General features: G+C 35.1%; 23 protein-coding genes and 1 riboswitch. Of the genes, 10 read left to right on the top strand and 13 right to left on the bottom strand.

Annotated elements, in window-relative coordinates; all coding sequences use genetic code 11:
• Positions 1–65: 65 nt before the first annotated feature.
• The 3 genes from cdd to H6W53_RS04925 all read left to right on the top strand — a co-directional run bounded on the left by cdd (position 66) and on the right by H6W53_RS04925 (position 4,968).
• A complete protein-coding gene (gene cdd / locus H6W53_RS04935) occupies positions 66–548 on the top strand; it encodes a cytidine deaminase (protein WP_185205056.1) in 483 nt (160 codons plus the stop codon).
• 1,320 nt (positions 549–1,868) lie between these two features.
• Positions 1,869–2,045: riboswitch (cobalamin riboswitch) on the top strand.
• Positions 2,046–2,075: 30 nt separating this feature from the next.
• A complete protein-coding gene (locus H6W53_RS04930) occupies positions 2,076–3,905 on the top strand; it encodes a TonB-dependent receptor plug domain-containing protein (RefSeq protein ID WP_185205055.1) in 1,830 nt (609 codons plus the stop codon).
• Positions 3,906–3,921: 16 nt separating this feature from the next.
• Positions 3,922–4,968, top strand: coding sequence for a DUF5074 domain-containing protein (locus H6W53_RS04925; RefSeq protein ID WP_185205054.1), 1,047 nt, complete (start codon positions 3,922–3,924; stop codon positions 4,966–4,968).
• 58 nt (positions 4,969–5,026) lie between these two features.
• Here H6W53_RS04925 and H6W53_RS04920 read toward each other — a convergent pair whose 3' ends face one another.
• From H6W53_RS04920 to H6W53_RS04865, 12 genes are all read right to left on the bottom strand, one after another.
• Positions 5,027–7,372, bottom strand: a complete 2,346-nt coding sequence (locus H6W53_RS04920; protein ID WP_185205053.1) for a hypothetical protein — start codon at positions 7,370–7,372, stop codon at positions 5,027–5,029.
• On the bottom strand, positions 7,332–8,375 hold the full coding sequence (locus tag H6W53_RS04915) for a hypothetical protein (RefSeq protein WP_185205052.1): 1,044 nt from the start codon (positions 8,373–8,375) through the stop codon (positions 7,332–7,334). Before H6W53_RS04915 ends, H6W53_RS04920 begins: the two co-directional genes overlap by 41 nt.
• Before the next feature lie 397 nt (positions 8,376–8,772).
• Positions 8,773–10,194, bottom strand: coding sequence for a CCA tRNA nucleotidyltransferase (locus tag H6W53_RS04910; RefSeq protein WP_185205051.1), 1,422 nt, complete (start codon positions 10,192–10,194; stop codon positions 8,773–8,775).
• A gap of 24 nt (positions 10,195–10,218) precedes the next feature.
• A complete protein-coding gene (locus H6W53_RS04905) occupies positions 10,219–10,563 on the bottom strand; it encodes a nuclear transport factor 2 family protein (RefSeq protein ID WP_185205050.1) in 345 nt (114 codons plus the stop codon).
• Between the two features lie 96 nt (positions 10,564–10,659).
• Complete coding sequence (locus tag H6W53_RS04900; RefSeq protein WP_185205049.1) at positions 10,660–11,208, bottom strand: L-threonylcarbamoyladenylate synthase; 549 nt, start codon at positions 11,206–11,208, stop codon at positions 10,660–10,662.
• A gap of 40 nt (positions 11,209–11,248) precedes the next feature.
• Positions 11,249–11,557 carry a GIY-YIG nuclease family protein gene (locus H6W53_RS04895; protein WP_185205048.1) on the bottom strand — a complete coding sequence of 103 codons (309 nt, stop codon included), beginning with the start codon at positions 11,555–11,557 and terminating at the stop codon, positions 11,249–11,251.
• Positions 11,558–11,629: 72 nt separating this feature from the next.
• A complete protein-coding gene (locus H6W53_RS04890) occupies positions 11,630–12,133 on the bottom strand; it encodes a DinB family protein (protein ID WP_185205047.1) in 504 nt (167 codons plus the stop codon).
• An 87-nt stretch (positions 12,134–12,220) separates the two neighbouring features.
• Positions 12,221–12,661 carry a GNAT family N-acetyltransferase gene (locus tag H6W53_RS04885; protein ID WP_185205046.1) on the bottom strand — a complete coding sequence of 147 codons (441 nt, stop codon included), beginning with the start codon at positions 12,659–12,661 and terminating at the stop codon, positions 12,221–12,223.
• Between the two features lie 60 nt (positions 12,662–12,721).
• Entirely contained in the window at positions 12,722–13,201 is a 480-nt protein-coding gene (locus H6W53_RS04880) for a nuclear transport factor 2 family protein (RefSeq protein WP_185205045.1), read from the bottom strand.
• Positions 13,202–13,578: 377 nt separating this feature from the next.
• The gene (locus H6W53_RS04875) at positions 13,579–14,769 is read right to left on the bottom strand and encodes a cystathionine gamma-synthase (RefSeq protein WP_317169734.1); all 1,191 of its coding nucleotides are present in this window, start codon (positions 14,767–14,769) and stop codon (positions 13,579–13,581) included.
• A gap of 37 nt (positions 14,770–14,806) precedes the next feature.
• Entirely contained in the window at positions 14,807–15,133 is a 327-nt protein-coding gene (gene gldC / locus H6W53_RS04870) for a gliding motility protein GldC (RefSeq protein WP_076396489.1), read from the bottom strand.
• Positions 15,134–15,188: 55 nt separating this feature from the next.
• A complete protein-coding gene (locus H6W53_RS04865; RefSeq protein ID WP_185205043.1) occupies positions 15,189–16,172 on the bottom strand; it encodes a gliding motility protein GldB in 984 nt (327 codons plus the stop codon).
• 51 nt (positions 16,173–16,223) lie between these two features.
• Here H6W53_RS04865 and H6W53_RS04860 point away from each other — a divergent pair, with 51 nt between their 5' ends.
• From H6W53_RS04860 to H6W53_RS04830, 7 genes are all read left to right on the top strand, one after another.
• Positions 16,224–16,862 (top strand): leucine-rich repeat domain-containing protein, encoded by a 639-nt coding sequence (locus tag H6W53_RS04860; protein WP_185205042.1) that lies wholly within the window; start codon positions 16,224–16,226, stop codon positions 16,860–16,862.
• A 4-nt stretch (positions 16,863–16,866) separates the two neighbouring features.
• On the top strand, positions 16,867–17,394 hold the full coding sequence (locus tag H6W53_RS04855; RefSeq protein ID WP_185205041.1) for a GNAT family N-acetyltransferase: 528 nt from the start codon (positions 16,867–16,869) through the stop codon (positions 17,392–17,394).
• A 58-nt stretch (positions 17,395–17,452) separates the two neighbouring features.
• Positions 17,453–18,244 (top strand): NAD(+) synthase, encoded by a 792-nt coding sequence (nadE, locus tag H6W53_RS04850; protein WP_185205040.1) that lies wholly within the window; start codon positions 17,453–17,455, stop codon positions 18,242–18,244.
• A gap of 304 nt (positions 18,245–18,548) precedes the next feature.
• Positions 18,549–19,049 carry a ribonuclease domain-containing protein gene (locus tag H6W53_RS04845; protein ID WP_185205039.1) on the top strand — a complete coding sequence of 167 codons (501 nt, stop codon included), beginning with the start codon at positions 18,549–18,551 and terminating at the stop codon, positions 19,047–19,049.
• A gap of 67 nt (positions 19,050–19,116) precedes the next feature.
• Positions 19,117–19,425 (top strand): GIY-YIG nuclease family protein, encoded by a 309-nt coding sequence (locus tag H6W53_RS04840; protein WP_185205038.1) that lies wholly within the window; start codon positions 19,117–19,119, stop codon positions 19,423–19,425.
• Between the two features lie 66 nt (positions 19,426–19,491).
• Positions 19,492–19,803, top strand: coding sequence for a barstar family protein (locus H6W53_RS04835; RefSeq protein WP_185205037.1), 312 nt, complete (start codon positions 19,492–19,494; stop codon positions 19,801–19,803).
• 189 nt (positions 19,804–19,992) lie between these two features.
• The gene (locus tag H6W53_RS04830) at positions 19,993–20,589 is read left to right on the top strand and encodes a Crp/Fnr family transcriptional regulator (RefSeq protein ID WP_185205036.1); all 597 of its coding nucleotides are present in this window, start codon (positions 19,993–19,995) and stop codon (positions 20,587–20,589) included.
• 61 nt (positions 20,590–20,650) lie between these two features.
• On the opposite strand, the gene pafA is transcribed toward H6W53_RS04830, so the two are convergent.
• On the bottom strand, positions 20,651–22,297 hold the full coding sequence (pafA, locus tag H6W53_RS04825; protein ID WP_185205035.1) for an alkaline phosphatase PafA: 1,647 nt from the start codon (positions 22,295–22,297) through the stop codon (positions 20,651–20,653).
• Positions 22,298–22,306: the final 9 nt, after the last annotated feature.

Here is a 22,306-nt window from a genome sequence, read left to right as displayed (position 1 = left end):
TGATGGTGTTGCCCACCTCATGAAAAAAAGGTAAATTTATCCCCCTTTTTTTAAACCTACAATATATGAAAAAAGAAACTCATATCAGTTACGAATATTTTAACAATAAAGGCGAACTGAACGATATAGAAAAAAAATTATTTGCAAAAGCGAAAGAAGCGCGCGAGAATGCTTATGCTCCCTATTCTCATTTTCTGGTTGGCTGTTCTGTGCTTCTGGAAAACGGAGAAATTTATACCGGGAACAATCAGGAGAATGCAGCATATCCTTCCGGACTTTGCGCTGAGAGAACGGCTTTGTTCTGGATCGGGGCAAATTTTCCGTCCGAAAAAATAAGGAAAATCTTTATTGTGGGCGGACCGAAGGAGTTTTCTGAGAAAAATCCACCGATTCCGCCATGCGGATCGTGCAGACAGAGCATTATTGAATATGAAACGAAGCAGAATGAAAATATTGAGCTTTATTTTTCTAATCTGAATGATGAGGTGGTGAAGGTACATTCTATTAAGGATCTTCTGCCGTTTTATTTTGACGGTACTTTTTTATAGTTAAAACTTGTTTAAACTAATTTCAGAATTAACCGCAAAAGGGACAAAAGATAATATTAAAGTGAATTTCCTGAATAATCAAAGCGCTCAAAAGAATAAAAATCAAAGATTTTTAAAAACTATTGTTTTCTTTTTTATTTATAATAATCAACTTTAAGTAATTGATTGTCCGTTTATTAACCTAAAGCTTCGACAGGCTCAGCTTGACATCGCTAGAAATCAAGCGTTTAGTATTAGAGGTGTCACACTGAGCTTGTCGAAGTGCCTGTTATAAATAATTGATTTTCATATCAGTGCATAGTAATAGGTTGTTTAACGGATATTCAATTAAGTAAAAAATTTAGTAGATCTTTTGTGACTTTTGCGGTTAAATAAAGTTTAAACAGACTTTTAAAATGTTTAAATAATAGTAAATAAGAATTCAAGGTTGGATTTTCGCAAAGGCACAAAGTTGTTTAAGATAGTATGCTTTAAGGCGCAAGGATTTTATCTGCGATAAAATTTTATCAGCATTATAAAAGATAATTTTTGATTTTCTCCTTGCGTCTTAAAAGAATAGAACTTTTATCAAACCTTTCACCTTAGTTTTTTTCAATAAGAATATCTTTATTTTAACAAGTTTAAACAAACTCTTAACTTCTGTTTGGACTTTTATTTAAGGGAAAGTTTTTTAAGAAGGGACTTTCTTTCATCACATAAGTCACATGAGATTTTGAATGATGCGTATTTAAAATAGAAGAACCCATTAGTTTTTGAAAATCTTTGATTTTCTTCCTTAGTGATGCTTATTTTAAAGTAATTAAAAAACTTGTTTATGCTTTTTACCACAAAAGGATGCAAAAGATTTAAACACTTTAGTTTTTTAAGTTTAATCCTTGAAATGGAAAAAAAAGAGCACATAAGTTTAAAAAATCAGAGATTTTTTCTCTTTGCAGACTTTTGAAATACTTCAAATCAATTCAATAAAGTCTTTTGTCTTTTTTGCGGCTAAATTTAAAATGAATTTAAAGAAACTTAAAGTAAGTTTTTAATACATTTTAAATAATTCTGGCTGAAAATAATTATTTATCTTTCAATAGAATCTGAATTGTATAAAAATTTTTATTTTCTGCGGTTTTATTTTCCTAGCCCAGATTGAGCGGCATGTCTGAGCTCTTTTTTGGATTCGGCGACGGCAAAAGCCGCCGCCGAATCCAAAAAAAGCGAGTAGCGAAAGCTGGAAAAAGCTCCTGAAATTGTTTTTCGTATGTAATGCAACAAATCATTGTTTTATTAAAAAGGTACTTAACGGGTATTTTTTTGTCAATAAATTAAAAAAGTTATCTTTGCAAAAATTTTGGTTTCCATTAATTTGGAATGAAAAGGGAATTGGGCGAAAATCCCAAACTGTCCCCGCAACTGTAAATCGCATATAAGATTTCTACGATAAACCACTGTGAAAACGGGAAGGTGTAGAAAGCGAAAGTCAGGAGACCTGCCAAAATGTAATCTTAAAAACATTGCTTTCGGAGGAAAAGTAAAATAGGAATGGCATTAAAAAGATCTTTAGTACTGCTTTTTGCATCATACGGTTGTTTTCTTTACGCGCAGGAGAAAACTATTGACACCGTTTATGTTTTTGACAATCAGATGAATAAGGCAAAACTTTTTCATCCGGTTACTACAATTACTCCCAAAGACATCGAAAAAAATTCCGCTAATCTATCTGAAACGTTACGTTTTCAGTCGCCTGTTTATATTAAGGAAAATGGCCGCGGTGCGGTTTCTTCACCTTCTTTCAGGGGAACAACGGCGCAGCAGACTGCTTTTGTGTGGAATGGGATTAACATCAATTCTGTTCTTTTAGGACAGGGAGATGTTAATAATATCGCGATTTTCGGCTACGATGCGCTTGAAGTGAAAGCTGGCGGCGGAAGTGTGCTTTACGGAAGCGGAGCGATCGGAGGAAGTATTCACCTTAACAATGAGCTGAAATTTAATGAGGGTTTTCATGCAACTTTACATAGTGAAGTGGCTTCTTATGAGACGTTCCAGAATTATTTCAAAACTTCTTTCAGCAATGCGGATTTCAGTTTTAAGGCATCCGGAAATTATTTCATCAGTCAAAATAATTATGAGGTTCCTGAAAAGCAGTATATCAACCGAAACGGTAAATATTTTAACGGTACAGCGAACATTGGCTTCAGTTACAAAATTGCCCGAAATCAGAAAATTTCTTGGCAAAGCCAGTTGTACGACGCGGAACAGAATTATCCGATCTTCACGGAAAACGGCAATCGTACGAAATATGCAGCGCAGACTTTCCGAAGCCTTCTTACCCACGATGTGAATTCGAAATCGATCTCAAACAGTCTGAAAGCGGCTTACACGGAAGAAAATTTCCAGTATTTCGGAGTGTTTGAAGCTCCTAAAACCAGTGGCGGAACGGGAAAAATCCTGATTTTTAAAGATGATTTCAATTATTTCATCACGCCTAAACTGAATGTTAATCTTATCGGGGAGTTTCAGATCAATAAAGGAGAAGGCTATCAACCCGGAATTGAGAATGTAAGAAGAAATATTTATTCTGTTGCAGGATTGTTGAGATATTTCCCTACCCAAAAGCTGAGACTGGAAGCCGGAATCAAGAAGGATTTTATTGAAAATATAGAATCGCCTTTACTCTATTCTTTTTCAGGCAAATGGAAGGTTTCTGACTGGTACAGTTTAGGGACAAGTTTTTCAAAGAATTTCAGGTTTCCTTCTTTTAATGATCTTTACTGGAATCCGGGTGGAAATTTAGATCTGAAATCTGAAACGTCTTTGCAGACTGAAATGAGCCACGAATTGGCGTTCGGAAAATTCATGTTGAGTCTCACGCCTTATTACATGAAAATAGAGGATATGATCCAATGGATTCCCACTTCTATGGGATATTGGTCACCAAGAAACGTAAGAAATGTTGAGTCATATGGTCTTGAGTCTAAAATTGGGTTTCAGCAAAAGTTTTCAAAGGAACATTCTTTAAAAATAAATACGGGATACAGCTATACGAGATCTGTAGATCTTGAGACGAAAAATCAGCTGATGTATGTTCCTCTTCATAAGGTTTTCGGGAATGCAGATTATCAGTACCGATTTATGAATCTGTATGTTCAGGGAATGTTTACGGGTAAGACTTTTACCACTTCTGATGAGAATAACGATTATCTTATAAAACCATATTTCGTCCTGAATGCAGGATTGTCTGCAACTGTTGCCAAAAAGTATACTTTAGGATTGAGGGTAAATAATATTACCGACGAGATCTATGAAACGATGGCTTATTATCCATTACCTAAAAGAAACTACAGTTTTTACATCAACTTAAATTTTTAAAATCAATTATTATATTATGAAATTCAACAGACTTTTTCAGCTTTTACTGGCTTTGATCCTTGTGATTAATGTTTCATGTAGTGATGATGAATATGTAATGCCGTCGCGAGGTGATTATGAAAACGGATATTTTATTGCGAATGAAGGTAACTTCGGAACACCTACAGCGAGTGTTTCTTTTATTTCTAAAGATCTTTCTGTATTGGAAAACGATATTTATAAGAAAAATAACAACGAAAATCTGGGTGATGTTTTGCAGACGATCACATTCAGTGATGACAGGGCTTTTTTGCTTCTGAACAATTCGAATAAAGTACAGGTTGTTAACCGTTATAATTTCAAAAAAACCGGAGAAATTACGGCTCAGTTGGATAACCCGAGATACATGACGATCAGCAACGGAAATCTTTATGTTTCCAACGATAAGTATAACGGAGGAAAATATGTGAATGTTTACAAGCTTTCTGATCTTTCTTTTGTGAAGAAAATTCCTTTCGCTTCCACTTCTACAGCGGAAAGAGTGGTAGAAGCAGGAGGAACAGTATTTGTGCAGAATGCTACTTACAGCTATGGAAGTACGCTTACGAGAATCAATACTTCAACCAATGAGATCATTAATACGGTTGCTGTTCCTAACGGTGAGATCGAAAAAACCATCAGTTACAATAACAATGTGTATGTAATTGCTTCAGGAGCATCTAATTCTTACATTTATGAAATTTCTCCTGCAGGAACGATTACAAAAACTACGACTTTAACTGGTATCGCCAATGCAAGAAATCTTGAAATTGATGGTGGAAAATATTACTTTACTTCTTCGAACAAGATTTATACAATGGATATGAATTCGACAACGGCTCCTTCTGCTCCTCTAATCAATAATTTTGTAGACGGAGGACAATATTTTACGCTGTATGGCTTCTCTGTAAAAGACGGAAAAATCTTTGCAGCCGATGTAAAAGGTTTTACCGCTCCATCTGAAGTTACAGTATATAACACTTCAGGAACAGTTCTGAAAAAATTCGTAACAGGAATCGGATCTAATGCCGCTTATATGAATTAATTTTTTTTGAAATAATATTAAATAATTACGGCGGAGCTGAAAGCTCCGCCGTAATTATTTAACGCCTTGCCTTAAAGTAATCCTCAAAAAATTCGCATCCGCTCATCATATCTTCATACTGTCCTGCATATTTACTTTTAAGATCCTGATAATATCTGTTTTTTTCAAGTCTTCTGTCTTCATATTCGTCAGATCGGGAAAAACGGTCAGAATTTTCCTCACCATTAAAATCATAATTATAATTTTCACACCTTCCCTGCATTCTGAGACATAACGCTTTGAATTTTTCAGTTTTCGCATTTTCCAAAGCTTTTCCGTAGTATAATTTTGCCAGACCAGCCGTATTAAATTCCTCATTATCTTCACGGATAGAAAAATTTCCTGCTGAACTTACGAAATATCTTCTCATCATCCACGCATTCCCATACTGTGACATGTTGTAGTAACAGTTGGCAACCAGAAAATAGTAATAATCCCTGTCTTTTTCCTGTGGATTATTGGCTTTGCCGAGATATTCGATTAGTTTTTTGGTTACAGATAATTTAGTTACTCTGAATTTTTCTCTTTCCTCAATAAAATCCGGAGTATATTTTAGATGATAGAAAGGATTCTGATCAAAAATTTTACCTGAAGAAGAATAGCTGTCTTTTCCATTATTCTCCCAAAGTGTATTCTGTGCTTCATAATATTCTGCACCCAGTTTTTTAAATATATGTAAGGCTGAATTCAGTTTATTCTGTCTTATATATTTTGTTCCCAGAAGATCGTACAGATTATTAACCGACTTTTGTTTCATTTTAAAATTATTGAAAAACAAATCGTTTCCGGAATTTACTTTTTCAGTCTTTTTAATGAAACTCTGCACCTGCTCAGGAGAATAGACTGCATCGATGTAATTAAAATAATCTACAAAATAATCTCCGTAAGTATGATGGTCACTTTTTAACGATTTGAAATAAACCAGACTGTTTAACCTCTCATTCAGAGAAGCATACAAAAGTGCTGCATCATCCGTATTTCCGAGATATTCCAGTTCTCTTCCCAGTGCAAAAATAAACCGTTCGTTTTTTCTGTTTTTAATGATAATTTCTTTTGCAGCAGCAGGAATTACAGCTTTTCCGTAAGTCTGATTTGCAAAAAGATTTAATGCCTTGATCTGCTCTGCATTTTCCCGGATTTTAGAATCTGCCGGCAACGTTCTTTCCAAATTATTTATTTGCTTCAGACTTTCAGAATAATTTTTCGTCATAAACAAAAGTTCAGCTTTTGCAAACTTCCAGAAATCAGGATTCTGTACTTTCGATAAATCTGCGGAATTGATAAACTCTAAAAGTTCTTTTGCATATTCTCTGTCCGCTTCCACTCTTCCAAAGACATTCCTTACCGACTGATATTCCTGGTCATACTGAGAACTATATCCGGAATCCGGAATGGCTGGTTCAAACAAAGAATAATAAGGTGTAAAAATCCAGTCTTCCAGTTTACTGATCTCGCGCGACACCAAAAAACCCAGTCCGTCAAAATTAGAATTTAAGGCATAAATTTCTTTAAGATTATCAATATTTTTACCGGAATTGTAGATGCTGTACATCATTAAAACCCGGGCTTTATCTTTTGGATCATCTATCGATTGTAAGACCTCATCTTTTGATAATTTATGATCGAAAGCCTGCCATGAAACAAAACGCTTTGCGGGACATTTGGCAAAAACTCTGGCAAAGTAAATATTTTTAAGCACCTGATTTTTCTCTTCGATTGCCTTAAAATGTAAAGCCCAAGTATCAATAATATCATTTGATTTTTCCACAGAGAAATATTGAGCATAAGTCTTCGCCAAAGACTTCATATCCCCATTGTAAAAAGCGAGACGAACCGCAAGAAACGCATATCTTTTTCTAATCTCTGAATTTTTAGTTTTGGAAGCTAAAGCAATTGCCTGATTTAATAAAACTGTTCTCTTCTGAGCAGCTGTATTTTCATTTCTTTCCCACGGATCTTCCTGCCATGAATTGAAAAACTCACAGTTTTTGGCAAATTTCAGATAATTAACAGCTTCATTATCTTTAGCTGAATATAAATATTTTATAAAAGTATTGCTGCTTTTTTCATTGATATCCGAAAAACCATATTTTTCCAGAGCAAAACTAATTTCATCTATTGAAACTTTATTCTTACAGTATTTTCTCCAAAGAACTTCATTCTGCGAATCTTTAATTTCAGGTTCTTCATCGTCATTGTTATAGCCAAAATAAAGAGATGAATAGTAAAAAGACCGATATTCCTGATAAGAAAAATTATCCGGGTCAAGAAAATAAAACCGTACATCATCGCCGTAAGGATAAAATCCACACGCAAAAAACAGATTACTTAGTAAAGTCGCTATAAAAATGGCTGATCTCTTCATTGGTGTAATTATTTAACTGATTAGCATCTAAATGAAAAAGCGATACGGTAATTTCTTTATCCAGCTTTATATTTTTTCTGATTAATGCAATAGCTTTATTGATTTGTTCTGGTGTAATTTCTTCATATTTGATCTTATCTCCTACTCTCAGATAATCCTTATAATCAATCACGGTATCTTTTGTTACTTCGTACCACAATGGTTTTGTTTCTTTCAGTACTTTTTTCAGATCATTTCCGTTATATAAAACTCCTTTAAACTGATTGTTCTGATAAAACTGCATCCAGGAATATAAAGGAAGCGCAATATCCATATGCAGCGGATATTTTTTCTTTGTATTGAGATAACTTTCCATCTCTTTAAGATCTAAAATTGAATTTTTAGAATCATCCGCCAAAGGATTGATTAAATTATAGCACATTAATGTAACTTTATCAACTGGTGGAACTCCCATTTTTTCAGGATATTTGTATGGATACAATCTCAGAGTAACAGAAATTTCTTTTTGTGAAATCGGCTTTAATTTTTTTAGAAAATAAAAATATTGATCTTTTGTAGAAGCTGTCCAGTCACAATCGATCTGAATTTCATTAACAGCAATGGAGTCAAACTTCTCGTTGGTAAATTTATTGATGAGAAAGTTGACATTATCTGCCAGTTTATCAAGATCCTTTTCCGAACTTTTTTTAAATACAATATTTTTAATGTAAACAGTAGGAATAACAGTGTATTTCTTCGGTAAATTTTCTTCGCAGTAAGATGATAGCCTTACATTGGTTTTTGAAATCGGAAAACTTCCCATCGCTTCGGTGTAATCAACTTCAAAATATTTTACATACAGCTTTTCGACATTCTGCTGTTCAAGCATATTTTTTTCGGGAAGAGAAACTTCAGAATATGTATCTGTTTTCCAATAGTAAAAGGCATTATGAACTTTTTCCACCTTATTTTCACAGGAAAGAATAAGGAAAAGAAGAGGGAGAACTAAAAAGATTTTTTTCACCAGTAAAATTTTAAATAGGTTACAATTGAAGTAAAACATTTCCGCAAATGTAACAACAAAACCAATATATTTTTAATAATTCATTAACGTTTTATTAAGATTTTATTTTTGATAGTAAATTCCTCAAAATAAAAATTTCAATGATCCCAATAAACCACCAAACAGGAAACCTGAAATAGGTATAAAGCAATGTAAAATTATCAACAATGGGCTGATCTTTTGTCGCTTTTTCAATTTCAAAATCAACAGATAAAAGCGGAATAACAAATCCGAAAAATAAAAACGCAACCAGATATAAAATCCAGTTGCGTTTTCTAATTATTTTAAATTTCCAGACAACAATGTTAATAAGGAAAATTAATGCTAAAATGATATAATCAAATGTCCCGAAAAGCATCTAGGCAAGTGTCAATCCCAGTTTTTCCGCTTCAGCAATCACAAAAGTTCTCGCTTCCTCGCTGTCGTTTCCAATTTCGCCTTCCAGAATGGCTTCTTTTACTTTTTCCTTTAAAATTCCGATCTCGCGCCCCGGTTTTAAATTAAACATTGCCATAATTTCTTCTCCTGAAATCGGCGGCTGAAAATTTCTTACCTGATCTTTTTCCTCAACTTCTTTAATCTTAACAGCAACATATTCAAAATTCTTCTTGAATTTCTCCTGCTTTTTAGAATTTTTGGTCGTAATATCGGCTTTACAAAGAGTGAAAAGATCTTCCATATTTTCTCCTGCATCAAACAGTAATCTTCGCAATGCAGAATCCGAAGCATCATCAGTAATCAGAGCAATCGGTCGCGACGAAAGTTTTACCATCTTCTGAACATATTTCATGTCCGGACCTAAAGGCAGTTTCAGTCTCTGAAATAATGTTTTTACCATTTTTGAGCCTAAAAACTCATGTCCATGGAATGTCCATCCTATTCCTTCAACGAATTTTTTGGTCGGTGCTTTTCCGATATCGTGGAGCAATGCAGACCAACGAAGCCACAGATTATCGGTGTTTTCAGAAATATTGTCTACCACTTCCAAAGTGTGGTAAAAATTGTCTTTATGGGTTTGTCCTTCCACTTCTTCTACTCCTTTCAGATCAATCAGTTCAGGAATAATTAATTTCATTAAACCTGTCTGTTCCATTAATTTCAGACCAATAGATGGCTTTTTGGAAAGCATGATTTTATTAAATTCCACCATGATTCTTTCCATCGAAACAATTTTGATCCTTTCGGCTTCCTGCTTAATGGCTTCCAGTGAATGTTCTTCTATTTTAAAATTTAAAGTGGAGGCAAAACGAACGGCTCTCATCATTCTCAACGGATCATCAGAATAGGTTTGTGCAGGTTCGAGAGGCGTTCTTAAAATTCCTTTTTCCAGATCTTCCACTCCGTTGAAAGGATCGATTAGTTCACCAAAATTATCCTGATTTAACGAAATTGCCATTGCATTTACCGTAAAATCTCTTCTTTTCTGGTCGTCCTCAATGGTTCCTCCTTCAACTTCCGGTTTCCGGCTGTTTTCGGTATAACTTTCTTTTCTTGCGCCTACAAATTCCAGCTCAAGATCTTTGTATTTGATCATCGCTGTCCCATACGTTTTGAAAACCGAAACTTTCATTTTCGGATCAATTTCTTTTCCTACGTTTTGCGCAAGCTCGATACCGCTTTGTTCGGTCACAAAATCAATATCCGTTGATGCTTTTCTTTTCATCAAAAGATCGCGTACGTAGCCTCCGACGACATACACAGACTGGTTGTTTCGGGCTGCAACCTCCGAAATGATTTTGAAAAGTTTTAAATTTTTATTTTGAGTAAGGTTAATTTTCATTTTCTAATACGCTAATGCCGTTCATTAATCGTAATGAGCATACATTTTATTAATTTTTCCGTCTTCATTAAAAAACATCACTTCCATCGCATGCTTATCCATAATGGATTTGTAAAATAAAGCCACAGAATCTACTCCTGCCGTAGATTTTATAAGCTCGAAGTGAAGATCAGGATATTTTTCCAGCGCTGCCTTCCAATATCCGCGAACCGCAGATTTTCCTTTAAGTGAACTTTCTTTTCCTCCTGTTGCTAATTTTATCATCGGCGTCACGATCTCTATATCATCCGAATAATGAGATAAAATAATATCCAGATCATGCGAATTCCATGCTTTGATCCATTCTTCAGCAAACTTTTGATGATCCATCGCAATTGTTTTAAAATTGAAGTTCTGCAAAGATAAAACTAAAAAAAGAAATCCTGCCGATGCGAATGAATAAGACTATAAAATAATAAACGCCGATTATTCTCTCAGAACTTTTATCCTGTTGTCACTCCAGACTTTTATTACCGACGAACCCGAATATTTTGAAACTTTTTCGCGGTCTTCTTCTACTGCATAATCTACAAGATCAATCATTTCATGAGAAATATCCGAGAATTTTAACGGACTTTTTTCTCCACTGAAATTGGCAGAAGTAGAAACCAAAGGTTTGTTGAGTTTTGTAATCAGTTTTTTGCAGAAGTCATTTTTTACCAGACGGATTCCGATGCTTCCATCTTCAGCTAACAATTCTTTTGGCAATCCTCTCGGGTTTTCATAAACAATTGTTACGGGCTTTTCGCTAAGATCAATAATTTCCCAAGCCATTTCCGGAACATCAACCAAATCCTGTAATCTTTTTTCAGATTCCACCAGAATGATCATGGACTTATTTTTTTCCCGTTTTTTGATGTCGAATATTTTGTTTACCGCTTCTATATTTGTGGCGTCACAGCCAATTCCCCAAATGGTGTCTGTTGGGTAAAGAATTGTGCCGCCGGATTTTAAAATTTCTATTATTTTTTCCATTGTTTTCTGTCATTGCGAGGAGCGAAGCGACGAAGCAATCTCAAAAAGGATTGAGAATATCTTTAATATCTTCTGTCAAATCTCTCCACTCCGGATTAATTGAATTTATTAAATCAATTTTTTTCTGTCTCGAACCTGCTTTAATTTGTTTTTCTCTAAAAATAGCATCTCCTATTTCCTGAAATGATTCCCAATAGACAAGTTTGTCAATATTATATTTAGATGTAAAGCTTAGTTCAAAAATCTTTTCTTTATGCTGATAAATTCTTTTTGGTAAATTTGATGTTACCCCAGTGTAAAGAACCGTATTGTTTTTATTGGTCATAATATAAACAAAGCCTGGTTTCATTTGTGTTCATCTTTAAAATTATGAGATTGCTTCGTCGCTTCGCTCCTCGCAACGACATAAAATTAAAAAACTTTACACCTTCGGCAAATACCTTTCTTCAATAATATTCAGATGATGAATATTGTGACCAACAATTAATTTTCCGATGGTTTCGGCAGAAATTTGGTTTCCGTTGGCGGATCCTACATTTTTTAAGGCTTCGGAATTTGCAGTTTCCAACAGAATCTGAGAAGATTTTCTGATCAGTTGATATTCTTCCAACAGTGAACTCAGTGTTCTTTCATTCGCAAAAGACTGTTTAGCGTACAATTCCTCATCAAAACCAGGCAATTCATTTTGGTCGCATCTTGCAAAAGCCAGTATTCTGTACTGAAAGATTCTTTCGGTATCGGATAAATGCAGAAGGAGTTCTTTCAATGTCCATTTTCCTTCGGCGTAAGCAAAAAGAGATTGTTCTTCTGAAAGTTCAGAATAAATTCCTACAGTTTTTTCTCCGGATTTTTTCAGTTCTTCCAGCCAGATTTCTGAGGGAATTAAATCTAAATATCTTTGAACGTATTTTTGAAAATCAGACATATATTATGAATAATAAGTAATTGGTAATGAGTAATATTTTAGTAACAATTAAGATTTCTTAAACTGTTACTCTGGTAAATTGTTACGTTATGAAATCTTCCATTCGTAAAAATTCACTTCATCGTAGATTTCGAATCCGCAGCTTGGGTAAAGCTTATTTCCGATATCATTGGATTTTCCGGTTTCAAGAAGAATTCCGGCGGCATCGGTTGATTTTGCAAGTTCTTTGGATGCTTCAATCAGTTGTTTTGAAAATCCTTTTCCACGGGAATTTTCATTCACATACAAATCATTTAACAGCCAATATCGTTTCATTCTTGTAGATGAAAAAAGTGGATATAACTGAACAAAGCCGACTAATTTTCCTTCATTTTCGGCAACAAAAATTTCGGAATCGTTATTTTCAATTCTTTCTGTTAAAAATTTTTCTGCGGCAGGAATATCGGAATCTTTATGGTAAAAAATTCTGTACTGATCGAACAGTTCAGCTAATTGCTGTACATCTGCAAGTTGGGCTTTTCTTGTCATAATGGGAATTTAAAAATTTGTCAAAGCGCAAAAAACTTCATAAAGCTTTAACAAAGTAGATTATAAATGATGGTTGTAGCTGAGAACGCGTTTCATTTTCCAGTCTTTTCCGTCCAGAATCCAGAGAATGGTAAATTTTGCACGGCTTCCCTTGTTCCATTTTCCGTTGTAAAATTCAGCAAAATCATGTTCTCCTTCTTGAATAAAAGCATACAGAGCATTATTGTTGTACAAAGGATATACTTTCATGGAATTTGGAATCAGTTCGCGTTTCACTTTGTTGGGTCCGCCACAAATATTATTTTTAATGGAGGCTTTGAAGGCTTCTTTTCCGGAAGTAATTCCGCCTTTATCGTGGTAGAATTCCAAGTCTTCGCTTACGATAGAATCATAATGAGAAAGATCGCATTTATTGAATCCGACATCGAATATCAGACTGTCTAATTTTTTCGCCGTTTTGTACAGTTCGTCAGTATTTTTAACCTGAGAAAAAGCAATCTGGCTTACTATTAACAGGAATAAAATCTGGATTTTTCTCATTATGTTTTTATTTTAAAATGTTGTTCAACACTCTGTCATTCTGACGTTAGGAAGAATCTTTTTTAATAAATTTTTGAATTTCTATTCCAACGTTTGTCATTCCGCAGGAATCTTGGCTCTAATTTTTTCAAGCGACTTTCTAACACTATCTAAAGATCCTTTCAGGATGACAAACTTTAATTGTATTTTTCAAATACTGAAAGAATTGACTACAATCCTAGCCACGATTGCAACGGCATCCTTTTGTGAAGCAAAGCGTAGCAAAAGATATAGTGGAAAGCGGGAAATAGCTCCAAAAATTTAAATAAATTCTATTTAGATTCTTTACTCCAATTCGTTCTACACAGAATGGCAAAGTGTTATAAATTGTTTTTAAACTAAGAAAAAGCTCTTTCCAGATCTGCGATAAGATCTTCTGCATCTTCGATTCCTACGCTTAAACGAACCAAATCGTCTGTAATTCCCAATTCTGCACGTTTTTCTGCAGGAATGGAAGCATGAGTCATCAAAGCAGGATGATTGGCAAGAGATTCTACTCCTCCTAAAGATTCAGCTAAAGTGAATACTTTTACTCTTTCTAAAAATTTGATGGCATCTTCTTTTTTACCCGATTTAAAAGTGAAGGAAACCATTCCTCCGAAATCTTTCATCTGAGATTTTGCCAGTTCGTGTTGCGGATGAGATTCTAATCCCGGATAAATTACCTGATCTACAGCAGGATGAGATTCAAGATATTTTGCTATCGCCATTCCGTTTTCAGAATGTCTCTGAACTCTTAAAGCCAGTGTTTTAATTCCTCTCAACACCAAATAAGAATCGTGAGGTCCCAAAATTCCTCCGCTTGCAAACTGAATGAAGTGAAGTTTTTCTCCAAGTTCCGCATCTTTAGCCACTAAAGCTCCCGCAATAACATCGGAGTGACCTCCTAAGTATTTTGTTGCAGAGTGCATGACGATATCGGCTCCCAAATCAATCGGTCTCTGAAGATAAGGCGTTGCAAAAGTGTTATCCACTGCAACCAGAATATCTTTTCCTTTGGCAACTTCAACAACCGCTTTAATGTCTACCAGTTTCATTAAAGGATTGGTTGGCGTTTCTACCCAGATTAATTTTGTTTTATCTGTAATAACGTCATTGATTTTAGAAACATCATCAAAATTCACGAAGGTAAATTTCAACTGATATTTTTCGAAAAGTCTGGTGAACATTCTGTACGTTCCTCCGTACAAATCGTCTACTGCAACCACTTCATCTCCCGGATTTAATAATTTTAAAACACAGTCGATTGCAGCCAAACCGGAACCGAAAGCTAAACCTCTCGCTCCGTTTTCGATGCTTGCCAAAGAGTCTTCCAAAGCCTGTCTTGTAGGGTTTGCCGCTCTGGAATACTCGTAGCCGGAATGTACTCCCGGACTTTTCTGTGCGAAGGTAGACGTTAAAAATACAGGTACATTCACAGAACCCGTTGCAGATTCGTGATGCTGTCCTCCGTGTATTACTTTTGTATTGAAATTCATTGTTTTATATTTTTGATTTGAAGCGGGATGATGGAAGCTGGATGTCTTTATATACTTCCAACATCAGACTTCCTTCATCCCGCTTTTTTTACATTTTTATCGCCGATTTTACTGCGAACTCTTCTGCCATCTGCTCCAACCATTGTGCCACATCTTCTTCTCCTGTTGCTCTTTGGTAGGTATTCCCCATAGAAACAAGCACCTGATGAATGAACATTTTCATCTGATCCACCGGCATTTCTTTTGTCCAGAGATCAATTCTCAAAGCTTCCATATTTTTTTCGTCCCAAACGGAGATCATGGTTGCCTTTGTTTCTTCTTTTTCAATTCCGCCGTCCTGTGCGTTCCAGGTGATGTTTTCCGGAATGTGGTTTTCATCCAGTTCTACATCTATCGTAATCTGAGTTTTTCTCATAACGTTCTTTTTATTCTACTATATATTGTTTGCCGAATATTTTACATTCAGCGTATTATCTTACTTTCGGTTTATAGCCCGACTGGTTAAAGATCACCGTTGCATCCAATCCTAAGAAATCCTGAAGTTTGGTTTCCGGTTTCTGTTTCAGATATTCTTTACAGATCTGCCATCCTGTGAAAATGGCAATCTGCGGAGAAGATTCGTTATCAATTTCCGTATAAAATTTCGAGAATGGTCCCGGAGCGATAAAACGGTCTTCCAATCTGTGATCGTCTCCAAAAATGATATTATTTTCCACGAAATAATTCCAGATGTTAGCTTCGTTGGAAACTGCCCATTCATACTGCTTCTGGGTGTAGTTCATTTTCAGATATTCCGGATATGTCGGTAAAAAAGCGTCTTTAAGAATCATGATTTTACCATTGAGAATAATCATATCGATAAATTTCTGATGATCCGGAGATTCTTTTACAAAACCTTCAGCGAAAATCTGTGCGACTTTCGGAACAATATTATTGGGGTTCATGGATTTCTGGAAATACATTTCCAAACCTTTATAATTGGGATTTCCGTCTCCCATAAAACCTGTAATATCAATAAAAAGCTGATTTCCCTTCGCATCATAAAAAATAGGATCCTGAATCATCTGCAAAGCCGATGAAAATAAAAATACTTTCGGACTTTTAAATGCTGGAAAATAAAATTTGATGTGCGAAAACAAATCCTGAAGATCGGTCTGCAGTTTTTTCTGATCTATTTTTGCGGTAGCCTCTTTGTAAATTTTAATTTCTTCAGCATCTGCTCTTCTTTTGGCAAAATCTGCATCGCTTACCGTTCCCTGAAACCAAGGAAATTTAGCTTTAAAGCTTTCCGATGAAACATTTGGATCGTAAAGTTCTTTGGAAATATCTGTAATTTCTACTTTTTCCGCCGGACTTGTAATCTCTACGTTCCATTGATTCCCGGATTCTTTTTTGCAGGAATTCAATCCTAAAATTAATACTAAAGAAAGTGCAGTAATTCTGAAAATCTTCATACTTTTACATGAAATTTAAGTGTACAAAAATACGGATTTAAACATAATGTAATGATGAAAAATAAAATAATTCCGGTCCTCATTCTGATTTTCTCTGTATCCTGTTTTCACAGTCAAAGCCTTATTTTTAAAGATAAAAATCTTGAAAAAGCGGTGATTGAAAATTTTGATCTGAACAAAGACGGAAAAATAAATCAGTTTGAAGCCGACAGAATTGAAAATTTATTTTTAGTGAATAAAGGCATTACAAATGCAGAAGATCTTCCTTATTTTAAAAATGCAAAAATGATCGTACTGGACGACAACAGCATTGTAAATCTTTCTCTGAAAAATTTGGATCATCTGCAGCTTTTTTCGTGTACAGGATGTAAAATTTCAAATTTTAAGGCAGAAAATCTTAAAAATCTGGCTTCATTATATCTTGACAACAACCAGATTGAAAATATTTCACTGAAAACGACACCCAGAATTAATCAATTAACCGTATCTTTAAATAAAATAAATACCATTGATCTAAGTTCGCTCAAATATCTGAAAAAGTTAAATCTTGAGCATAATCAGATTCAAAAACTTGATATTTCCGCAAATATCAATCTGGAAACCTTAAACGTGATGAAAAATCCCATCAAGGAAACAGACATTAAGAAAGGAGCAGCCAATGTAACGATTTTCGGATTTCAGCAACAATAATTTTATGTATTTAGAAACACAAAGACTTATTCTGAGAAAATTTGAAGAAACAGATGCAGAACGTCTGTTTCTCCTCGATTCCAATTCTGAAGTGATGAAATACATCGGAATGCCTCCTCTTTCCGACATCACCGAATCTGAAAATGTAATTAAAATGATTCAGCAGCAATATCTTGATAACGGTGTCGGAAGACTTGCTGTAATTGAAAAAGAAACCGGGCTGCTGATCGGCTGGAGCGGACTGAAATTAATTACTCAGGAAATAAACGGTTACAATAACATTTACGATCTCGGCTATCGTTTCATCCCGGAATACTGGGGAAAAGGTTATGCGCTGGAATCGGCAAAAGCTTCGCTTGATTTTGGATTTAATGATCTGAAAGCTGAAACCATTTACGCTCATGCTCATTCTGAAAACGAAGGTTCCAATCATATTTTAAGAAAATTAGGCTTCGAAAAAACCGGCGAATTCACTGAACCGGACGGAATCTGCTTCTGGTATGAGCTTCAACATAAAAATTACATCAAATAAACATTCAGAATTTTTAATTTTGAATTCCTTTAAATAAAAACAGACAAAAATATAAACAATGCAGACACAAAAAGTTATAGACCATATTGTAAACTGGCTGAAAGATTATGCAGTAAAAGCAAAAGTAAACGGATATGTAATCGGAGTTTCGGGAGGTGTGGATTCGGGTGTCGTTTCTACTCTTTGTGCGATGACCGGGCTTGAAGTTCTTGCGCTGGAAATGCCGATCCGTCAAAAAGCAGATCAGGTAAACAGAGCGCAGGATCATATTGAGGATCTGAAAAAGAAATTTCCAAACGTAAAATCAGAAACCGTTAACTTAACTCCTGTTTTCGAAAGTTTTGAAAATATTGTCAGCGCACATTCAGAAGGAAATCCCAATAACAATCTGGCTCTTGCGAATACAAGATCACGCTTCAGAATGTTAAATTTATATTATTTCGGTCAGCTTCACGGACTTTTGGTGTGTGGAACAGGAAATAAAGTGGAAGATTTCGGAATCGGTTTTTACACCAAATACGGCGACGGCGGTGTGGATGTTTCTCCAATCGCGGATCTTTACAAAACGGAAGTGTATGAACTGGCGAGAGCTTTAAATTTAATTGAAAGCATTCAGAATGCGATTCCTACGGACGGACTTTGGGATGCAGAAAGAACGGACGAAGACCAAATCGGGGCAACCTATCCTGAACTGGAAAAAATTCAGAAAGAATACGGAATAAAAACAGCAGAAGATTACGAAGGCAGAGATAAAGAGGTTTTCCAGATTTTCGACAGAATGCATAAAGCGGCAAAACATAAAATGGTTCCGATCCCGATCTGCGATATTCCGGAAGACTGGAGAGCATAAATTAATGTAACAATTTAAAAGTTTAACAATGCAACAATGGATTGCTAAACAGATAGATTGATACATTGAAGTTGTTTAAACTATTTCAGAATTAACCACAAAAGTGACAAAAGATGAACTAAACTTTTATTTAAAGTTGATCATTATAAATGAAAAAGTTCACAATAGTGTTTAAAAATCTTTGATTTTTATTCTTTTGAGTGCTTTGATTATTATAGAAATTCGCTTTAAGATTGTCTTTTGTACTTTTGCGGTTTAATAAAAGTTTAAACAAACTTATTATTACATTTTTTAATTTAATACTATGAATGGTAAAATAAGATCTGTATTTTTCATTTGTTTAGGGCTTCTTTTCGGGATGTCTGTAATGTACGTTTATAATAACTTCATTGCGGATAAAAAGGAAATTTCCTCTAAAAATCCAAGAATTGAATACGGCAGTTCTGAGATTTCGGGTTCGGCATATTCGAGTCAGGAATCTATCGATCAGTTGACGGAAGAAAAAAAGGTTATTGCTTACGTTAAAAAAAACCATCAGCTTCCTGAGTATTACATCACCAAAAATGAAGCGAGAAAGATGGGTTGGAATCCAGCCAAAGGAAATTTGTGTGAGGTTTTGCCGGGAAAAGCGATTGGCGGAGATCACTTCAGCAACAGGGAAAGAACATTGCCTGAAGGTGAAAAGTATTTTGAAGCGGATGTAAACTATCATTGCGGAAACAGAAATGCAGACCGGATTGTTTTCACGAAAGACGGTGATGTTTATCTCACGAAAAACCATTATAAGAGTTTTGAAAAGCAGTAGTTGTTAGTCATTGCGAGGAACGAAGAGAGCCTGTGCTGAGCGAGTCGAAGTAAAGCAATCTAAAAATATGAAAGCAGGTTTTATTTACATTATGACTAATAAAAACAACACGACTCTATATACAGGAGTTACTTCAGACTTACCCAAACGCGTTCAACAACATAAGGAAAATCATTATCAACAAAGTTTTACTGCAAAATATAATTTACATAAATTAGTTTATTGGGAAGCATTTCAGGAAATCGGAGATGCGATTTTTAGAGAAAAGCAAATAAAAGCTGGATCTCGGCAAGACAAGTTAGATTTAATTAATTCATTCAATCCTGAATGGAAAGATTTAATTGAAGACATTAGAGATATTATGAATCCTTATTGAGATTGCTTCGTCGCTTAGCTCCTCGCAATGACTTACATTCACTGATTTAAAATTAAAAATAAAGTTATGAGTACAATATATATAGATTTTACGGAGATCGGAGATTATGAAGATTTCTATGTCCAACTGAAAGAAAAGATCAAACTTCCTGATCATTTCGGAGATAATCTGGATGCACTTTCTGATGTGATTACAGGAGAACTGGAAATGCCTCTTCATATTGAATTTGTAAATATGACGGTCGATCAGCTTGAAATTTTTGAAGATCTTCTTCTCACGCTTGAAGATGCAGAAGAAGAAATGGAAGATTTTACTTTCACTTATTTTCTTGAGCAGTATGAAGATGATGAAGACGATCTGAACGAAGAGGAAGAATAAAACAATATACAGCCCGCAGATTAATCTGCGGTTTTTTTATGCATTAAAGTTTAATCTTAAAAAAAGTATCAATAGCAATGATTCATTTCTTAAAATCAAGGCATATTTAAGGCATCTATGTGGTATTAATAAATTTTCAATACACTTCACAAATTGTTAACTTTAGATCAAATTAATACTAAAAAACTTATGATCATTTGTGAAAACCTTTTGTTTTCTCATGGCGCTGAACTGCAACACTATAATTCCGGCGATTATGTTTTTAAGGAAGAAAGCACTCCGAAATATTATCTGCAGATAAAAACCGGAACAGTAAAAATAAGCAGCTTTTTGGAAGACGGCAAAGAATTCATTCATGGAATTCCTTTCGATGGTCATTGCCTTGCCGAAACGTATATTTTCCACAATAAAAAGTATGCTGTAAGCGGAGTTGCAATTACAGATTGTGAAATCATCAGACTTGAAAAAAATAAATTCTTACAACTTTTATTAGAAAAACCTGAACTTCTTCTCACTATGTATTCTTACACCGCAGACCGTATGCGTTACAGACACATCACTGCTGCACCGTTTTCGTTCAGAGATCCGATTACAAAGCTTACTCTTATTATGTCTCATGTAAAAGCTCATTTTGGTTTTGAAGAACAATTTTCCTTTGTGATTCCTTATACAAGACAGCAATTAGCCTCCCTCACAGGAATGCGGATAGAAACCGTAATCCGCGCAATTAAAAAAATGGAGCAGCAAAACATTGTAAAAATAGACAACAGTAAAATTTATGTTTAAAAACAAAAAAATCCTTAACTTTTTGGTTAAGGATTTTATCATTTATCTTTAAAGGAAAGTACTATTTTCCAATAACTTCCGTAATCGGATTTCCTACATTTCCGCTTGGAAACTGAATTTTAAGCAATGAAGAAACGGTAGGTGCAATATCGGTCATGAAGTACGCTTTATTGCTTTCACCATGTTGAATTCCCCATCCCATAAAAATTAACGGAATATGCGAGTCATAAGAATTCCATACACTGTGCGTTGTCCCTGTTTTTGAATACGGAGGAAGCATGGAATCATGTGAAATCAACTGAATATCTCCGCTTCTCTGCCTGTTGATTCCGTTGATGATTCTTTGTTTAATCGGCTCCGGAATAGAAGCTTCCGAAACTTTATTTACCGGAACAGCATACAAATCTGAAGGATCGCTTTCAATTTCTTTTACGGTGAAATCTACAACGTCTTCTAATTTAATATTATTTTCTTTGAGTAATTTCCTGTCGAAATAAATCTGGTAATTATCCACTGCATTGATCAGTTTATCTACCCCGAATTTTTCTTTTAACTTAAGATTGACGTTTTTATCCATTCCGTCTCCGAAGAAACCTGTCGTGATCTTATGTTCCTGTAAAAATCCTACAGAATGGGCACCACCATGATCTGCCGAAAGAAAAACAGTGTACTGTCCTTTTCCTACTTTGGAATCCAGATAACTGAAAAACTGGGCTAAATCTTTATCAAGTCGTAAATAAACATCTTCCACTTCGATGGAATTCGGACCAAATTTATGTCCTGCATAATCCGTCGATGCCAAATTGATGGCTAACATATCCACAATATCGTCTCCTCCTAACTTTTCACCTTCTATTGCGGCTTCAGCTAATTTCAGTGTCAGTGTATTCCCAAATGGTGTGTAACGGATATTGTCTTTTTTAGCCTGATAATCAGCTGCTAAATTACTGTAAGGAAACGTAGGCGTTTTGGCACTTCCCAACAATCCTTCCCATGAAGAATTATCCGGAGAACTTTCTGTGTACTGCTCGATGGGAAGCAAGGTATTCCAGCCATTAGCAACCAATTTATCCGGTAAATCCTGAGAATTGAAGGTTTTTACCCACTGTGGAAGATCATTCATATACCATGAACTTGTAATAAAGTCTCCCGTAGAATCATCAAACCAGAACGCTCCGTTCGGCGTGTGTCCAGCCGGTAAAATGGAAGCTCTGTCTTTTAAAGAAACCCCAATTACTTTTCCCTGAAAGTTGGTCGCAAGTCTCAATTCATCGGTAACCGTTGTCGACCATAGATTTTTCGGAGAATGACTTCCTACTTTTGCATTGGTTGTTCCTACAGGCTTTACACTTTCATCTGTGGTACAGTAGACATTTTGCCCGGTTTCCTTATCCGTCCAGTCGTTTCCTGCGATTCCGTGAATTGCCGGAACAGAACCTGTGTAAATACAAGTGTGCCCTAAAGCTGTAACGGTAGGAACATAGGGAATATGAACGTTATTTAAAGAATATCCTGTATTTAAAAGTCTTTTGAAGCCGTCGTTACCGTATTTGTTATAAAAACGGTATAAATAATCCCACCTCATCTGATCCACAACCAAACCTACTACCAGTTTTGGTCTTTCCAACTGAGAATTTTTGTTCTTCTGCGCATTGATTGTAAGTACGGACAAAAAAGCAGCCGCCGCAACCGAAATTTTCCTAAGCATCCAGTAAAA

This window comes from Chryseobacterium sp. C3 (assembly GCF_014218905.1).
GTDB classification, from domain to species: Bacteria; Bacteroidota; Bacteroidia; order Flavobacteriales; family Weeksellaceae; genus Chryseobacterium; species Chryseobacterium mucoviscidosis.
This window is presented reverse-complemented; position numbering and strand designations above follow the sequence as displayed.

Excerpts from the sequence above, each read along its gene's own strand:
- H6W53_RS04860 (WP_185205042.1), top strand. The coding sequence starts at position 16,224 with ATGATGAAAAATAAAATAATTCCGGTCCTCATTCTGATTTTCTCTGTA.
- H6W53_RS04840 (WP_185205038.1), top strand. The coding sequence starts at position 19,117 with ATGAAAGCAGGTTTTATTTACATTATGACTAATAAAAACAACACGACT.
- H6W53_RS04925 (WP_185205054.1), top strand. The coding sequence starts at position 3,922 with ATGAAATTCAACAGACTTTTTCAGCTTTTACTGGCTTTGATCCTTGTG.
- H6W53_RS04900 (WP_185205049.1), bottom strand. The coding sequence starts at position 11,208 with ATGGAAAAAATAATAGAAATTTTAAAATCCGGCGGCACAATTCTTTAC.
- H6W53_RS04865 (WP_185205043.1), bottom strand. The coding sequence starts at position 16,172 with ATGAAGATTTTCAGAATTACTGCACTTTCTTTAGTATTAATTTTAGGA.
- H6W53_RS04830 (WP_185205036.1), top strand. The coding sequence starts at position 19,993 with ATGATCATTTGTGAAAACCTTTTGTTTTCTCATGGCGCTGAACTGCAA.
- cdd (WP_185205056.1), top strand. The coding sequence starts at position 66 with ATGAAAAAAGAAACTCATATCAGTTACGAATATTTTAACAATAAAGGC.
- gldC (WP_076396489.1), bottom strand. The coding sequence starts at position 15,133 with ATGAGAAAAACTCAGATTACGATAGATGTAGAACTGGATGAAAACCAC.
- H6W53_RS04910 (WP_185205051.1), bottom strand. The coding sequence starts at position 10,194 with ATGAAAATTAACCTTACTCAAAATAAAAATTTAAAACTTTTCAAAATC.
- H6W53_RS04845 (WP_185205039.1), top strand. The coding sequence starts at position 18,549 with ATGAATGGTAAAATAAGATCTGTATTTTTCATTTGTTTAGGGCTTCTT.
- H6W53_RS04920 (WP_185205053.1), bottom strand. The coding sequence starts at position 7,372 with ATGAAGAGATCAGCCATTTTTATAGCGACTTTACTAAGTAATCTGTTT.
- H6W53_RS04930 (WP_185205055.1), top strand. The coding sequence starts at position 2,076 with ATGGCATTAAAAAGATCTTTAGTACTGCTTTTTGCATCATACGGTTGT.
- H6W53_RS04885 (WP_185205046.1), bottom strand. The coding sequence starts at position 12,661 with ATGACAAGAAAAGCCCAACTTGCAGATGTACAGCAATTAGCTGAACTG.
- pafA (WP_185205035.1), bottom strand. The coding sequence starts at position 22,297 with ATGCTTAGGAAAATTTCGGTTGCGGCGGCTGCTTTTTTGTCCGTACTT.
- nadE (WP_185205040.1), top strand. The coding sequence starts at position 17,453 with ATGCAGACACAAAAAGTTATAGACCATATTGTAAACTGGCTGAAAGAT.
- H6W53_RS04880 (WP_185205045.1), bottom strand. The coding sequence starts at position 13,201 with ATGAGAAAAATCCAGATTTTATTCCTGTTAATAGTAAGCCAGATTGCT.
- H6W53_RS04905 (WP_185205050.1), bottom strand. The coding sequence starts at position 10,563 with ATGGATCATCAAAAGTTTGCTGAAGAATGGATCAAAGCATGGAATTCG.
- H6W53_RS04835 (WP_185205037.1), top strand. The coding sequence starts at position 19,492 with ATGAGTACAATATATATAGATTTTACGGAGATCGGAGATTATGAAGAT.
- H6W53_RS04855 (WP_185205041.1), top strand. The coding sequence starts at position 16,867 with ATGTATTTAGAAACACAAAGACTTATTCTGAGAAAATTTGAAGAAACA.
- H6W53_RS04890 (WP_185205047.1), bottom strand. The coding sequence starts at position 12,133 with ATGTCTGATTTTCAAAAATACGTTCAAAGATATTTAGATTTAATTCCC.
- H6W53_RS04895 (WP_185205048.1), bottom strand. The coding sequence starts at position 11,557 with ATGAAACCAGGCTTTGTTTATATTATGACCAATAAAAACAATACGGTT.